This window comes from Pseudomonas sp. Y39-6 (assembly GCF_023651955.1).
Classification (GTDB): Bacteria; Pseudomonadota; Gammaproteobacteria; order Pseudomonadales; family Pseudomonadaceae; genus Aquipseudomonas; species Aquipseudomonas veronii.
In genome coordinates this window covers 1,890,420-1,903,597 of the sequence record NZ_CP069594.1, presented here as the reverse complement: position 1 = coordinate 1,903,597, position 13,178 = coordinate 1,890,420, and the positions used below count along the sequence as shown (strand labels likewise).

Here is a 13,178-nt window from a genome sequence, read left to right as displayed (position 1 = left end):
CAGGGCAAAACCCGCAGAACATAAGGCTCAGCCAGCGCTCATTCACCAATCGTTTCGGATGTGAAGGGGTCCATCATGAACACAGCCTTTATCCTGATGGCCCAATACGACGGTCAGGCAATCATCTCGCTGGAGCAGGTTTGCCGGGATTACTTCACGCACCTGACGCCGGAAATGTTCCAACGCAAGGTGATGAGTGGTCAGATCAAGATCCCCATCACACGCCTGGAGCCGAGCCAGAAGTCGGCCAAGGGCGTCCATCTCACTGACCTGGCCGAATATCTAGATCGACAGCGCGCCGCCGCGGTTAAAGAGCACAACCAGCTCAACGGGTTAAAACACGCCTTTTAAGCCACTTCTGTGATGCGGCGCCCAGTTGGACGGGCGCCCTCAGGATTTTCTCGTGCCATTCCCAGCCCACGTAGCGGTCACCCTTGCCGCGCAGGTGGGTGTATCGACGCATCGAGTTCCAATCCCGGTGGCCGGAAACACTAGCCACACGCGGAATGTCCCAGTCCATCTCAAACAGGCGGCTGACGCCTTCATGTCGAAGGTCGTGAAAGTGCAGGTCCGCGATGTTCAAAAACTTGCAGGCTTTCGCCCAGGAGGTGGAGATAGATTCAGGGCTGTAGGGGAATATGTCTTCGCCGGCCTTCGGCATTGTTTGGAGGATCTGCCACGCCTCGTCCGGCAGGTAGCACCAAACGTCGTTGCCGATCTTCTGCCCAGGGTTCTTCATGTCGCGCACCAGAACCCGCTGGCCGGGCTCGTCGACGTCCGCCCAGCGGATACGGGTTATTTCATCCAGCCGGCGCGTGGAGAACAGGGCAAAACCCACGACCTTCAGCATATTAGTGACGGTCGGGCGCCGAGCCTGCATGGCTTGGTAGTGCGTCAGTACCTTTCCCAGCTCGTCCAACGTCGGCCGGCGTTCACGCTCACGGCTTTTGAGGTTGTAGCCGAGTTTCCGTAGCACTCGTCGGGCGCCGCTCATCGCGAGTGGATCGACCTGGTAACCCCATGCGTCTTTGGCAATCGCCAGAACAGCGCCGAGGTGCGCCAGGTCGTTTCCGGCGGTCTGGGGTTGGACCCCGCCGCCCTCCTTGCTCATGCGCCAAAGGGCGAAGTCGACCAGGCGTTGGGTATTGATGTCTGTATCGTTCAGCTTGCCGATGTCCATCTTGCCGATGGCTTCGAGCGTGGCCTTCTTGGTTTTGCCCAGCGGACGGGCCTTCTCCACTTCCAACAGATACTGCTCGATCATTTCTTTGACGGTGACGTCCTTACGGTTTGCCCGCTCGATCGCACCAGGCTGATCCAGCTCTGACTCTCGCTTACGCGCCCAGGCCTGGGCGGCCTGTTTTCGGGCGAAGGTCTGGCTCTCTTGGTAGACTTGCACTCCGTCGCGCTTGATGCGGATCTGAGCCGTGTAGCTCACAGTCCCATCCGCCAGTTTTCTTGCCCTGATAGTCGCCATATCGAAAGTGGTACGCGTCAGTTTTTGGGTGGTACATCGTACCACCGAGCCTTAAAAAAGGCCTGAAAACGCCCTAAAACCTGCCGAATACACGTTGAGTAAAATGATTCAAAAACAGAGCTTTAGCCCAGCAGAATCAAGCCCCGCACTGTCTCGGCGCTTTAGCGTTGCACCCATGATGGACTGGACCGACCGCCACTGCCGGTTCTTCCTGCGCCTGCTCTCCAAACACGCCCTGCTCTACACCGAGATGGTTACCACCGGCGCGATCCTCCACGGCGATCACGAGCGCTTCCTGCGCCACAACGACGCCGAGCACCCTCTTGCGCTTCAACTGGGCGGCAGTGTCCCCGCCGATCTGGCCGCCTGTGCCCGAATGGCCGAGGCTGCCGGTTACGATGAAGTGAACCTGAACGTCGGCTGCCCCAGCGATCGGGTGCAGAACAATATGATCGGCGCGTGTCTGATGGGCCATCCGGCGTTGGTGGCGGACTGTGTGAAGGCGATGCGCGATGCAGTGTCGATTCCGGTGACGGTGAAGCACCGTATCGGGATCAATGGGCGGGACAGTTATGCGCAATTGTGCGATTTCGTCGGGCAGGTGAAGGACGCGGGGTGTACCAGTTTTACCGTGCATGCGCGGATTGCGATTCTGGAGGGGTTGTCGCCGAAGGAGAATCGCGACATTCCGCCGTTGCGTTATGACGTGGCGGCGCAGTTGAAGCGGGATTTTGCCGAGTTGGAGATTATTCTCAACGGCGGGATCAAGACGCTGGAGCAGTGCCATGAGCATTTGCAGACGTTTGACGGGGTGATGCTGGGCCGGGAGGCTTATCACAATCCGTATTTACTGGCAGAGGTGGATCAGCAGTTGTTTGGCAGCACGCGGCCGGTGATCAGTCGGGCAGAGGCGTTGGCGCAGTTGCGGCCTTATATCGCGGAGCATTTGGCAAGCGGTGGCTCGATGCATCACATTACGCGGCATGTGCTGGGGTTGGGCACGGGTTTCCCTGGGGCGCGCAAGTTCCGGCAGTTGTTGTCGGTGGATATTCATAAAGCAAGTGACCCGCTGGCGTTGCTGGATCAGGCGGCGGAGTTGTTGGAGGGCCGGTGAAACCGGCGCCCACAGGTTGATCGCGGTGTTCATCGAGCTGTTGGGTTGAACCTGCGGGCGATTTTGCCCTCCTATTTACCAGCAAGGCCAGTCATTCAAACGGCTGTTTTCAGGTTGTTGCCCTCGCAAACGATCGAACGCATTTGCGCCCTTGAGCGCCTGCCAGCGCTCGGGTAATGTCATCAGACCCATAGGACAGAGCACGCTCATGACTTCCAAGCTGGAACAACTCAAACAGTTCACCACCGTCGTCGCCGATACCGGCGATTTTGCGGCCCTCGCCAATCTCAAGCCGCAAGATGCCACCACCAACCCTTCCCTGCTGCTCAAGGCCGCGTCGATCCCGGGCTATGCCAAGTTGCTGGATGAGTGCGTGAAGGACTGCAACGGTGATGTCGGCCTGGCCAGCGACCGTTTTGCGGTGGCGGTGGGTCAAGAGATCCTGAAAGTGGTGCCCGGTCGTATCTCCACCGAGGTGGATGCGCGCCTGTCGTTCGACACTGACGCCGTACTCAAGCGCGCGCACCGTCTGATCGACCTGTACGAAAAAGCCGGGGTTGGCCGTGATCGCGTGCTGATCAAGATCGCGTCCACCTGGGAAGGCATCCGCGCGGCGGAGAAGCTGGAAAAAGAAGGCATCCAGACCAACCTGACGCTGCTGTTCTCCTTCGCCCAGGCCGTGGCCTGCGCCGAAGCGGGCGTGTTCCTGATTTCGCCGTTCGTGGGCCGTATCTACGACTGGTACAAGAAAGCCAACGGCAACGACTACACCGGCGCCGACGATCCGGGCGTGCAGTCGGTGACGCGCATCTACAACTACTACAAGGCCAATGGCTACAAGACCGTGGTGATGGGGGCGAGTTTCCGCAACCTGAGCCAGATCGAAGAGCTGGCCGGCTGTGATCGCCTGACCATCAGCCCGGACCTGCTGGAGAAACTGGCGGCCGATACCGGCAAGCTGGAGCGCAAGTTGTCGCCAGGCCATGCCGGTGAAGCGCGGGTGCATCTGACTGAAGCGCAGTTCCGTTGGGAGTCCAACGAGGATGCGATGGCGACCGAGAAGCTGGCCGAGGGGATTCGTCAGTTTGCCCGCGACCAGGAGAAGCTGGAGGCGTTGCTGGCTGCCAAGCTGTAACAGCGGCGGCAGCAAAAAGGGCGGGACCTGTGAGGGTTCCGCCCTTTTTTTGTGTCAATCCGTTAGGCATGTACTGACAGGTCTGGCGCAATCGGAAGCAAGCCCCCTCCCACACCTGGAGAGATCAGTGGCGTTCGAGGGCGTTGACGAGGTCGTGGAAGGCTTCGCGGTTGGACTCGTTCAAGCCCATCAGGATTTTGTGCGCTTCCAGCACCTTGATCCGCACGATTTCCTCGGATTGGTCCTGGGACGGCAGGTCGGTCAGACATTCCGGGCAGGGGATCGGGCGGTCAACGATGTTGAACACTTGATCGAAGCCCATGGACTGCAGCAGACGGGTGATGTCTTCGTGGGTAGTGACGACAGTGGGCAACAGGCCGACCTTCTGCCGAGACAGAATGGACAACTTGGCCAACAGCCCAAGCGTGGTGCTATCGATGCTGCGGGTTTCGGTCAGATCGATCACGATCGCCGAGAAATTCAGCGCTGTGAAGATCCGCTCAATCGTTGCATCCAGCGCCGAACACAAGGTCAGGCGCACTTCACCGACAAACTTCAGGACAAACGTCCCGTCTTGCTCGGCGAATTGGATTCTTCCGGTACTCATCAAAGATTCCTGCTCAACACCAATAGGGCGATATCATCCGGCATCTCCCCTAGCGTGGCCAATCCAAAAACCTGCCGCAGGCCATCCAGGCTGCCGCCCGCCGACTTGACCCGTTGGGGCAAGGCGGCTTCTTTCTCTTTGAGTGTAGGCTCTGGAAGAAGGTCGAGGATGCCATCGGACATCAGCGTCAGGCTGAAGGTCGGCGGCAGCTCCAGGATGTGGTCTTCGTAGGTGGCTTCATTGAACAAGCCGACGGGCAGACCACGCCCTTCCAGGTAGCGCACACTGTCAGGAGTGTATAAAACCGGCATCGGCAGGTGACCGCCGATGCTGTAGGTCAAAAGACCGGTTTCTTCATCAATCACGCCGCCCACCATCGTCACGTGCTTGCCCAGCTTGCAGCTGATCAGGCCTCGGTTGATGTGGCCCAGCACCTCGGAGGGGGTGAACTCCGGCAAGGTGCCATTGCGCTTGGATTCGAACAGCAGCCGTGTGGTCATGAACTTCAACAACACGGTGACAAATGCCGAGGACGCGCCGTGGCCGGACACGTCGGCCAGATAAAACGCCACCCGCCGCTCATCTACGCGGAAATAGTCGACAAAATCACCCGACAGGTACAGCGACGGGATGATCTGGTGCGCAAACTTGAACTCATCGATGGTCCACGGGCTGACCGGCAGCATGTTCATCTGCACCTGGCGACCGGCGTTCTGGTCTTCCTGGAGCAGGTTCAGGCTGGCTTCGAGTTCGCGGTTGGCGGTTTCGAGCTTTTCGCGGTAGCGCTGGTTTTCCACCAGCAGGCGTGCGCGATCCAGGGCGCGGCGCACCGAGTGCTCCAGCACCGCCAGGTCTTCCAGGGGCTTGATCAGGTAGTCGGCGGCGCCCAGGCGCAGGGCCTCGACGGCATCGTTCATCACCCCGGCACCGGACACGACAATCACCGGCGTCTGCGGAGCAAGCTCGGTCACCTGGCGAATCAGTTCGAGGCCGCCCATCTGGGGCATGCGCAGATCGCAGATCACGAGGTCGGGCTTGTCGCGCTCGAATACCTGGAGACCCTGTTGGCCATTGCTGGCCTGCAGGACGCTGAAGCCACTGTCTTCCAAATAGGCCGCAAGGCTTGCGCGCACTACTTCGTCGTCATCGATTATCAGCAGCGTGGCACTGGTTTTTGGCATGTGGGCAAACGGCGCCAGAATTAGGTTGGCGTAGGCGGCTCGGCAATGGCCGGGCTCACGCTACTGGATTCGCTTTCTAGCCTCTCTGTCCTACAAAGCATAGGCTTTTTGCCCACGCACAAAGGTAAAGCAGAGGTGCCCTTCTAAGGCGCAGACGGTACTCCCATCCGACAGGGGTTTCAAGCTCATGCCGATGGTCGCCGAACGTCTTTACATCGCAAATCACCGGGAGTTATAAGAACAGCCATCACCACAACACAAAGTAAGGATGGAAGCTGTGAGCGAACACGAGCGCGACTACGCTGAAAAGCGCGATTTCATCCGCATGCGAGTGGATGCCAATGTCTCTTTGATCCATGCCGGGCAAGAAATTGACGGGGTTTGCGTGGACCTCTCCAGCTCCGGCATGCAGGTGCAGGCACCTCGCCAGTTCACGGTGGGCGATCTGCTGACCGTGCGTATCGAGTCGGAGCACGCGGCCCTCGCGGGCCTGGAAGCGGACACTCAGGTGGTATGGGCGAGGAACGAGGGCGACGGCCAGCATCTGGGGCTGAAGATCCTGAAAATGCGCTAATACCCGCGCACAAAAAAGGCGACCACATGGTCGCCTTTTTTCGTTTCAAGAGGTCTCGACCTAGAAGTCGTCGACAACCTTGCCGTCCTTGACCTTGAACTCGCGGTTCTGCAGGTAGGCGTTGCGGATGAAGGTGTACTTGTCGCCGGTGATCAACTTCTCGCTGTCGAGCAGGCTGGCACGGGTGTCGACGATGTTCAGGCCGAAGGTGCTGTTGCGCCAGCCGATGTCGTTCATGTAGCGGTACGGTTGGGTGTAGCTGTCCACGTATTTGGACGGTGCGTCGCGCAGGGTGCTTGGGCCCAGCAGCGGCAGCATCACGTAAGGACCGCTGCCGACGCCCCAGTAACCGAGGGTCTGGCCGAAGTCTTCATCGCTGCGGTGCAGCCCCATTTTGGTGCCGACGTCGATAAAGCCCAGCACGCCGAAGGTGGTGTTCATCAACAGGCGGGCAGTGTCCACGCCGGCCGCGTGTGGCTTGAGTTGCAGCACGTTGTTGGCCAGGTTGCCGACATCGCCGATATTGCGGAAGAAGTTGTGCACGCCGTCCTGCACGAATTGCGGGGTCACAAACTGATAGCCTTGGGCCAATGGTTTGAGGGCGTAGGTATCAACGGTGTCGTTGAAGGTGAAGATCGGGCGGTTGATGCTTTCCCATGGATCATCTTCCGACGCGGCCTGTGCGGCGAAAGGGGCCATCAGGATAGCGGCACACACCGAAAACTGAGCGAAGTAGTGGCTCCAGCGCATAGCTTTTGCTCCTTGAATAGTCTGTCATGGGCGCTATGCCCTGAATAAGGCGCCAGTATATGACGGAAGTGTCCTTTTAGGCAGCTGCCAGGAAACGACATACGGAAAATGTACAAAATTCCTACAAACTGTCACGGACTTGTCACGCCACTTCGATAGCGTCGTAGCTATTTCAGGGATGTCGAAATGCCTCACGCCGAGATTGCCGTCGCCACTGCCCCCACCTTGACCGCCGTGTTGTTTGGCCTGAGTGGCTGCCTGGTCGATTTCGGTTCCCAGGCGCGCACCGATTCACCCTCCCCGCACGCCGAAGCCACGCCAGGTGCGCTGAAGGTCCTGCGCAGCCTCAAGGAACAAGGCGTGCCCTGCGCCTGGCTGGATGAGCTGCCGCCCTCGGTAACAGCCCCACTGACCGCCGCGTTGCCCGATTGGCTCAGGGCCGCAGCGCCCTCAACCATCCGCTGGCCCGCCCCTCATGCATGCTGGCAAGCCTTGATGGAATTGAACATCGAACGCCTGGAAGGCTGCGTGCTGGTCAGCGGCGAGCCGCGCCTGCTGCAATCGGGCCTGAATGCCGGGCTGTGGACTATCGGCCTGGCGTCCTGCGGTTCGCTGTGCGGCCTGGCGCCCGAGCAATGGCAGGCACTGACCGACCAACAACGCGAATACAAACGCGGCAAGGCCACCGTGGCGCTGTATGGGCTGGGGGTGCATTCGGTGATCGATCACCTCGGCGAGCTCGGCACCTGCCTGGCAGACATCAGCCTGCGCCAGCTCAAAGGCGAAAAGCCCTGATTGAGATCATGCACAGACGGCGCCGGTAGATTAATCTACAGCTCCTCTCGTAGACCTTTCTCGGCGTGCCGTGGTCTATGCCAGTGCCTATCGATAAAAGGAACAACACCATGCCTGCCCGCGAAAAACTGCAAGAACAGGTCAACATCCTGCGCGAGCAACTGGACCAGGAACCACCGCTGCCAGCCGAAAAACGTGAAGCGCTGGAAGCCTTGCTGGCCAAGTTTGAAGTACAACTTGAACTGGAACCGGCCACCCAGCCGCCCAGCATCGTAGACGATGTGAACCGGGCGGTAGAAGGTTTCGAGCTGGACCACCCGGGCATTGCCGGGACGCTGCGCAATATCGTGATCACCCTGGGCAACATCGGCATTTAACCCGAGCCCAAACCAAGCACAGAACCAAAATGTGGGAGGGGGCTTGCCCCCGATAGCAGTGGGTCAGGCACAGAGACTGTGACTGACACTCCGCTATCGGGGGCAAGCCCCCTCCCACATTGGGTTTGTGTAAAGGTTACTGGCGCGCCAGGCGCAGGTTCTGGAACGGCACCGCCTCAGTACTGCGATACGGGTTGATATCCAACCCGCCCCGCCGCACATACCGCGCATATACCGTCAACTTCTCCGGCTTCAGCAGGCGCTGCAGGTCCAGGAAGATCCGCTCCACGCACTGCTCATGGAAGTCCGAGTGCTGGCGAAAGCTCACCAAATACTCCAACAGGCTGGCGTGATCCAGCTGTGCGCCGCGGTATTGCACGGCCACGCTGCCCCAGTCGGGCTGGCTAGTGACCGGGCAGTTGGATTTGAGCAGGTGGCTGTACACGCTCTCCTCGACAATGCGCGAGTCATCGCAACGCAGCAGTTCCGGACGCGGATGTTCGTAGTTGCTGACGCTAATATCCAGGTCATCGATGCACACTCCCGGCAACGCCACCACGCCTTCGGCTTCAACCTCGGCCAGGCTGCGCACGCGCACGCCCACCGGCTTGCCGGCAGCAGCGCTGAGGTCGGTGCGCAACGTCGCCTCCAGACTTTGCGTATCAGCAAACACGGTCTGGTTCAGCGAGTTGAGGTACAGCTTGAAGGACTTGGACTCGATGATATTCGGCGAGTCGGCCGCAATGCTGAACTCACCGATGGCCACCACCGGCTTGCCCGACGGCAGCAGCCAGGACAGTTCGAAGCAGTTCCAGAAATCCACGCCCGTGTACGGCAGGGTCTCGGCGCTCAGGCCCAACTCGGCCCATTTCGCGGCGCGTGGAATCGGGAACAGCAACGAAGGGGTGTAGGTGGAGATGTATTCACTGGACTTGCCCAGCGGCGAATGTTCGGCTGCGGGATGCATGGCGGAAACCTGGCTAAATTAACCCCACCAGTCTACCAGCCTTTGCCCCCGCCTCTAACAACCGCCGCATCGACACCGTCAATCGCCGCAGCGGCTCAATCGACGTTGATCTTGCCGACCATGCCCGCCTGGTAGTGCCCGGGAATATTGCAGGCAAACTCCAACCCGGTGGCTTTGCTGAAGGTCCAGGTCAACTCAGCGGTTTTACCCGGTCCGACCAGAACACTGTTGGGATCATCGTGCTTCATCCCGCCCATATTGCCCATATTGCCCATATCGCCGTGCTCCATGGCGCCGTGGTCCATCTTGCCCATGCCGGTGGCGTTCAGCATGCCGCTGGCCTGCATCTGCATCATTTGCTTCTGATGCTCCGCATGCATGGCCGCATCGCCCAGGTTGAACTCATGGAGCAACTGGCCTTTGTTGACCAGCACAAAGCGCACGGTCTCACCGGCCTTTACGTCCAGGGACTTGGGCGAAAAGGACATATCCTGCAGCACCACTTCCACGGTGCGCGTGGCCTTATCGACAGATGCCGGCTGGCCGAACGCATAGGTGTGGGCCGGGCCGGCCATTGCTCCGACACTCAACGCCAACAGGCAGCCCGCCAACAACAAGGGGGTACGCAACGCCATCTCAATTCTCCAAAGGTGTGGGATCAGTCTGAGGAGCACTCTAAGATTGCAGCGCTGCCAGCCAGCTGACTGCTAGATTACAACTTTGTCAGGTTGCGCCCCTCCCCTGGCCACCACGGTATAAAGCCTGACGTGACCCGCCGCCAAGAGCTGCCCATGAAACTGCTGATCGTCGAAGACCAACCCAAAACCGGCCATTACCTGCGCCAAGGCCTGACCGAAGCCGGTTTTACCACCGAGCTGGTGGCCGACGGCACCAGCGGCCAACACTTGGCGCTGACCGGCGATTACGACCTGCTGATCCTCGATGTGATGCTGCCCGGTCGCAATGGTTGGCAGATCCTACAGGCCGTGCGCAGCGCCGGCCTCGACGTCCCGGTGCTGTTTCTCACCGCCCGCGACGCAGTGGAAGACCGCGTACACGGCCTGGAACTGGGCGCCGACGATTATCTGGTCAAGCCGTTCGCCTTCTCCGAACTGCTTGCGCGGGTGCGCAGCCTGTTGCGCCGTGGCAGCAGCGCACCACAGGAAACCACCCTGCAACTGGCCGACCTGCGCCTGGACCTGATCCGCCGCCGCGTCGAGCGCGACGGCCAGCGCATCGACCTCACCGCCAAGGAGTTCGCCCTGCTCGAACTGCTGCTGCGGCGCCAGGGCGAAGTGCTGCCCAAGTCGCTGATCGCGTCCCAGGTGTGGGACATGAACTTTGACAGCGACACCAACATCATCGAAGTGGCGATCCGCCGCCTACGCCTGAAAATCGACGACAACTTCCCCAATAAACTCATCCACACCGTGCGCGGCATGGGTTATGTGCTGGAGGAACGATGCAGTTGATCAAGCGTCTGTCCCTGGCCAGCCGCCTGGCCCTGCTGTTTGCGGCCTGCACCGCGGTGGTCTCGTTGCTCGCCGGCGTGCTGTTCAACCGCGCCAGCGAGGCGCATTTTGTCGAGCTGGACCAGCAACTGCTCGAAAGCAAACTGGTGGCGCTGCGCAGCACCTTGCAGGGCGTCGACTCACCGCAGCTATTCGCCCAGCGCGAAGCGCAACTGCGCGCCGAGTTCAATCGTCAGCCCGACCTCGCAGTACGCATCACCGCCGCCGGCCAGCGCTGGTTTGACGGCGCGCCGGCCATTGTCCTGCCCGAGTCGCCCGGCCTGCACAGCCTGCAAAACGCCGGCATCGACTACCGCGTGTACAACGCGCCGCTAAGGCCGGGCCAACCCGACTCGCCGCAACTGAGCCTGATGCTCGACATCACCCACCATCAGCACTTCCTGCAACGCATGCAGCATTTGATCTGGCTCACGGTCAGCCTCTCGGCCCTGGCCACCGCGCTGCTCGGCGCCTGGGCGGCGCGCAGCGGGCTGCGACCGTTGCGGCGCATGGGCGAAGTGGCCGCCAGCGTGTCGGCCCACTCCCTGACCCAGCGTTTGCCCGAGCAGGGCATGCCGGTGGAACTGGCGGAACTGGCCCAGGCCTTCAACGCCATGCTGGGCCGACTGGACGACGCGTTCCAGCGCCTCTCGGCGTTCTCCGCCGATATCGCCCACGAACTGCGCACGCCCCTGTCGAACTTGTTGACCCACACCCAAGTCATCCTCACCCAGCCGCGCCCGCTGGAGGATTACCGCGAGGCGCTGCACAGCAATCTGGAAGAGTTGCAGTGGATGGCGCAGTTGGTGAACGACATGTTGTACCTGGCCAAGGCCGATCACGGGCTGTTGGCGCCCACGCGCGAACCGTTGAAGCTCGCGGATGAAGTGGACGCGCTGCTGGAGTTCTTCGTCTTGCTGGCGGAAGACGCGCACGTCAGCCTGGTGCGCGAGGGTATGGCTCACACAACCGGCGATCGCGGCATGTTGCGCCGGGCATTGTCGAACCTGCTGGATAACGCGCTGCGTTTTACGCCCGCGGGCGGCGAAGTACGGGTGCTTCTGGCGCAGGGCGCACAAGGCGTGACGCTGACAGTGGAGAACAGTGGCGAAGGCATTCCCGCGGAGGTGTTACCGCGGTTGTTCGACCGCTTCTACCGGGCCGACCCGGCGCGGCATGAAGGCAGCAGTGAACACGCGGGGCTGGGGCTGGCGATTACCCAGTCGATTGTGCGGGCACATGGCGGGCGGATTTATTGCGAGTCTGAGCCGGGGTGGACGCGGTTTGTGATCGAGTTGCCAGGGGGGGTTGATGCAAGCTGTGCCGGCGCTATCGGGAGCAAGCTCCCTCCCACATTTTGAATGTATTCACAGATCAAAATGTGGGAGGGGCTTGCTCCCGATAGCGGTCTTAAATCCTACGAATACCTGAGGGCATGCGCCGGCTCGATCTTCGCCGCCCGATACGCCGGGTAAACCGTGGCCAAAAAGCTCAACACAAACCCGGCCGAGCAGATCAGCAGCACATCCCCACCCTGCAATTGCGAGGGCAGGTTGCTGACGAAGTACACGTCCGAACTGAAGATATGCTGCCCGCTCACGCGCTCCAGCCAACCCACCAGCTCACTGACGTTGAGCGCCGCAATCACGCCCAGCACACCGCCGATCAGGGTGCCGATGATACCGATCACCGTGCCCTGCACCATGAAGATCGCCATGATCTGCCGTGGCGTGGCGCCGATGGTCCGCAGGATCGCGATGTCCGCGCCCTTGTCGTTCACCACCATGATCAACGTGGCAATGATGTTGAACGCCGCCACCGCGACGATCATCAGCAACAGCAGGCCGATCATGGTTTTTTCCATCTTCATCGCGCTGAACAGACTGCCCTGGGTGTGGGTCCAGTCATCCGCCTTGTAGGCCGCACCGAGGCTGGCGGCGATGTCCGCCGAGACCTTGGGCGCCGCGTACAAGTCCTTCACCGCCAGGCGCACGCTCTGCACCTGGTTCGGCTGCCAATGCTGAATTTCTGCGGCGTCGGCCATATGGATCAACGCCATCGAACCGTCCAGCTCGGCGCCGACCTTGAAGATACCGACCACGTTCAATCGCTGCATGCGCGGGGTGATGCCACCCGGCGCACTGCTGATTTCCGGGACGATCAGGGTCAGCTTGTCGCCCACGTTCAGGCGAAAGCGCCGCGCGGTGATTTCACCGACCACCACGCCGAACTCGCCGGGTTTCAAGTCTTCCAGTTTGCCCTGGACGATATGCTGGGCCACGATCGACACCTTGCCTTCCTGGGCCGGGTCGACGCCGCTGATCTCGATCGGCTGCATCGCGCCCTTGTAGGAGAACATACCGTCCATCTGCGTGAACGGTACTGCGGCAGTCACTTCGGGATTCTTCATCGCCGCCGCAGCCACCGGCTGCCAGTTGTCGATCGGATTCACGCCGACGATGGTGGCGTGAGGCACCATGCCGAGGATGCGCGAGCTCATTTCGCGTTGAAAGCCATTCATCACCGACAACACCACGATCATCGCCAGCACGCCCAGGGCGAGGCCGATCATCGAGGTCATCGAGATAAACGAAACAAAACGGTTGCGGCGCTTGGCGCGGGTATAGCGCGTGCCGATGAAAATCGATAACGGTCTGAACATTCGCTTGCACCGCCTGAAAAAATGAAAA

The 13,178-nt window shown here is 60.6% G+C and carries 15 protein-coding genes; 8 read left to right on the top strand and 7 right to left on the bottom strand.

The window, feature by feature from the left end:
* Window positions 1-75 precede the first annotated feature (75 nt).
* Window positions 76-351 (top strand): pyocin activator PrtN family protein, encoded by a 276-nt coding sequence (locus tag JN756_RS08610; protein WP_201021994.1) that lies wholly within the window; start codon window positions 76-78, stop codon window positions 349-351.
* On the opposite strand, the gene JN756_RS08605 is transcribed toward JN756_RS08610, so the two are convergent.
* Window positions 326-1,477 (bottom strand): site-specific integrase, encoded by a 1,152-nt coding sequence (locus tag JN756_RS08605; RefSeq protein WP_201021993.1) that lies wholly within the window; start codon window positions 1,475-1,477, stop codon window positions 326-328. The two genes, JN756_RS08610 and JN756_RS08605, sit on opposite strands and share 26 nt — an antisense overlap.
* A gap of 103 nt (window positions 1,478-1,580) precedes the next feature.
* On the opposite strand from JN756_RS08605, the gene dusA reads away from it, so the two are divergent.
* Complete coding sequence (gene dusA / locus JN756_RS08600; RefSeq protein ID WP_201021992.1) at window positions 1,581-2,591, top strand: tRNA dihydrouridine(20/20a) synthase DusA; 1,011 nt, start codon at window positions 1,581-1,583, stop codon at window positions 2,589-2,591.
* A 208-nt stretch (window positions 2,592-2,799) separates the two neighbouring features.
* Window positions 2,800-3,726: a transaldolase gene (gene tal / locus JN756_RS08595; protein ID WP_017848890.1), complete on the top strand. Its 927-nt coding sequence runs from the start codon at window positions 2,800-2,802 to the stop codon at window positions 3,724-3,726.
* 124 nt (window positions 3,727-3,850) lie between these two features.
* Here tal and rssC read toward each other — a convergent pair whose 3' ends face one another.
* Together rssC and rssB are read right to left on the bottom strand one after the other, a co-directional pair.
* The gene (rssC, locus tag JN756_RS08590) at window positions 3,851-4,333 is read right to left on the bottom strand and encodes an anti-sigma factor antagonist RssC (RefSeq protein WP_017848891.1); all 483 of its coding nucleotides are present in this window, start codon (window positions 4,331-4,333) and stop codon (window positions 3,851-3,853) included.
* Window positions 4,333-5,514 carry a two-component system response regulator RssB gene (rssB, locus tag JN756_RS08585; RefSeq protein WP_017848892.1) on the bottom strand — a complete coding sequence of 394 codons (1,182 nt, stop codon included), beginning with the start codon at window positions 5,512-5,514 and terminating at the stop codon, window positions 4,333-4,335. The genes rssC and rssB overlap by 1 nt, the downstream gene beginning before the upstream one ends.
* Before the next feature lie 277 nt (window positions 5,515-5,791).
* Between rssB and JN756_RS08580 the strand changes: the two genes are divergently transcribed.
* Window positions 5,792-6,088, top strand: coding sequence for a PilZ domain-containing protein (locus JN756_RS08580; RefSeq protein WP_046384310.1), 297 nt, complete (start codon window positions 5,792-5,794; stop codon window positions 6,086-6,088).
* A gap of 60 nt (window positions 6,089-6,148) precedes the next feature.
* Here JN756_RS08580 and JN756_RS08575 read toward each other — a convergent pair whose 3' ends face one another.
* On the bottom strand, window positions 6,149-6,787 hold the full coding sequence (locus JN756_RS08575) for an MlaA family lipoprotein (RefSeq protein WP_371928131.1): 639 nt from the start codon (window positions 6,785-6,787) through the stop codon (window positions 6,149-6,151).
* A gap of 237 nt (window positions 6,788-7,024) precedes the next feature.
* Between JN756_RS08575 and pcrP the strand changes: the two genes are divergently transcribed.
* Together pcrP and JN756_RS08565 are read left to right on the top strand one after the other, a co-directional pair.
* Window positions 7,025-7,633, top strand: coding sequence for an HAD superfamily inactivated hydrolase PcrP (pcrP, locus tag JN756_RS08570; RefSeq protein ID WP_046384311.1), 609 nt, complete (start codon window positions 7,025-7,027; stop codon window positions 7,631-7,633).
* A 110-nt stretch (window positions 7,634-7,743) separates the two neighbouring features.
* On the top strand, window positions 7,744-8,010 hold the full coding sequence (locus JN756_RS08565; protein ID WP_108524363.1) for a DUF4404 family protein: 267 nt from the start codon (window positions 7,744-7,746) through the stop codon (window positions 8,008-8,010).
* Between the two features lie 136 nt (window positions 8,011-8,146).
* Here JN756_RS08565 and queF read toward each other — a convergent pair whose 3' ends face one another.
* Window positions 8,147-8,977 carry an NADPH-dependent 7-cyano-7-deazaguanine reductase QueF gene (gene queF, locus JN756_RS08560; protein ID WP_046490437.1) on the bottom strand — a complete coding sequence of 277 codons (831 nt, stop codon included), beginning with the start codon at window positions 8,975-8,977 and terminating at the stop codon, window positions 8,147-8,149.
* 95 nt (window positions 8,978-9,072) lie between these two features.
* Window positions 9,073-9,612: a copper-resistant cuproprotein CopI gene (copI, locus tag JN756_RS08555; protein WP_169881939.1), complete on the bottom strand. Its 540-nt coding sequence runs from the start codon at window positions 9,610-9,612 to the stop codon at window positions 9,073-9,075.
* A 156-nt stretch (window positions 9,613-9,768) separates the two neighbouring features.
* Between copI and JN756_RS08550 the strand changes: the two genes are divergently transcribed.
* Both JN756_RS08550 and JN756_RS08545 read left to right on the top strand, forming a co-directional pair.
* Complete coding sequence (locus JN756_RS08550; RefSeq protein ID WP_046384314.1) at window positions 9,769-10,449, top strand: heavy metal response regulator transcription factor; 681 nt, start codon at window positions 9,769-9,771, stop codon at window positions 10,447-10,449.
* Complete coding sequence (locus JN756_RS08545; protein WP_201022286.1) at window positions 10,446-11,849, top strand: heavy metal sensor histidine kinase; 1,404 nt, start codon at window positions 10,446-10,448, stop codon at window positions 11,847-11,849. The genes JN756_RS08550 and JN756_RS08545 overlap by 4 nt, the downstream gene beginning before the upstream one ends.
* A gap of 56 nt (window positions 11,850-11,905) precedes the next feature.
* Here JN756_RS08545 and JN756_RS08540 read toward each other — a convergent pair whose 3' ends face one another.
* On the bottom strand, window positions 11,906-13,150 hold the full coding sequence (locus JN756_RS08540) for a lipoprotein-releasing ABC transporter permease subunit (protein WP_046384315.1): 1,245 nt from the start codon (window positions 13,148-13,150) through the stop codon (window positions 11,906-11,908).
* Between the last annotated feature and the right edge of the window lie 28 nt (window positions 13,151-13,178).

What these genes read in the sequence shown, in the direction of transcription:
- JN756_RS08610 (WP_201021994.1), top strand. Translation starts at nt 76, where the DNA reads ATGAACACAGCCTTTATCCTGATGGCCCAATACGACGGTCAGGCAATC.
- JN756_RS08605 (WP_201021993.1), bottom strand. Translation starts at nt 1,477, where the DNA reads ATGGCGACTATCAGGGCAAGAAAACTGGCGGATGGGACTGTGAGCTAC.
- dusA (WP_201021992.1), top strand. Translation starts at nt 1,581, where the DNA reads ATGATTCAAAAACAGAGCTTTAGCCCAGCAGAATCAAGCCCCGCACTG.
- tal (WP_017848890.1), top strand. Translation starts at nt 2,800, where the DNA reads ATGACTTCCAAGCTGGAACAACTCAAACAGTTCACCACCGTCGTCGCC.
- rssC (WP_017848891.1), bottom strand. Translation starts at nt 4,333, where the DNA reads ATGAGTACCGGAAGAATCCAATTCGCCGAGCAAGACGGGACGTTTGTC.
- rssB (WP_017848892.1), bottom strand. Translation starts at nt 5,514, where the DNA reads ATGCCAAAAACCAGTGCCACGCTGCTGATAATCGATGACGACGAAGTA.
- JN756_RS08575 (WP_371928131.1), bottom strand. Translation starts at nt 6,787, where the DNA reads ATGGCCCCTTTCGCCGCACAGGCCGCGTCGGAAGATGATCCATGGGAA.
- pcrP (WP_046384311.1), top strand. Translation starts at nt 7,025, where the DNA reads ATGCCTCACGCCGAGATTGCCGTCGCCACTGCCCCCACCTTGACCGCC.
- JN756_RS08565 (WP_108524363.1), top strand. Translation starts at nt 7,744, where the DNA reads ATGCCTGCCCGCGAAAAACTGCAAGAACAGGTCAACATCCTGCGCGAG.
- queF (WP_046490437.1), bottom strand. Translation starts at nt 8,977, where the DNA reads ATGCATCCCGCAGCCGAACATTCGCCGCTGGGCAAGTCCAGTGAATAC.
- copI (WP_169881939.1), bottom strand. Translation starts at nt 9,612, where the DNA reads ATGGCGTTGCGTACCCCCTTGTTGTTGGCGGGCTGCCTGTTGGCGTTG.
- JN756_RS08550 (WP_046384314.1), top strand. Translation starts at nt 9,769, where the DNA reads ATGAAACTGCTGATCGTCGAAGACCAACCCAAAACCGGCCATTACCTG.
- JN756_RS08540 (WP_046384315.1), bottom strand. Translation starts at nt 13,150, where the DNA reads ATGTTCAGACCGTTATCGATTTTCATCGGCACGCGCTATACCCGCGCC.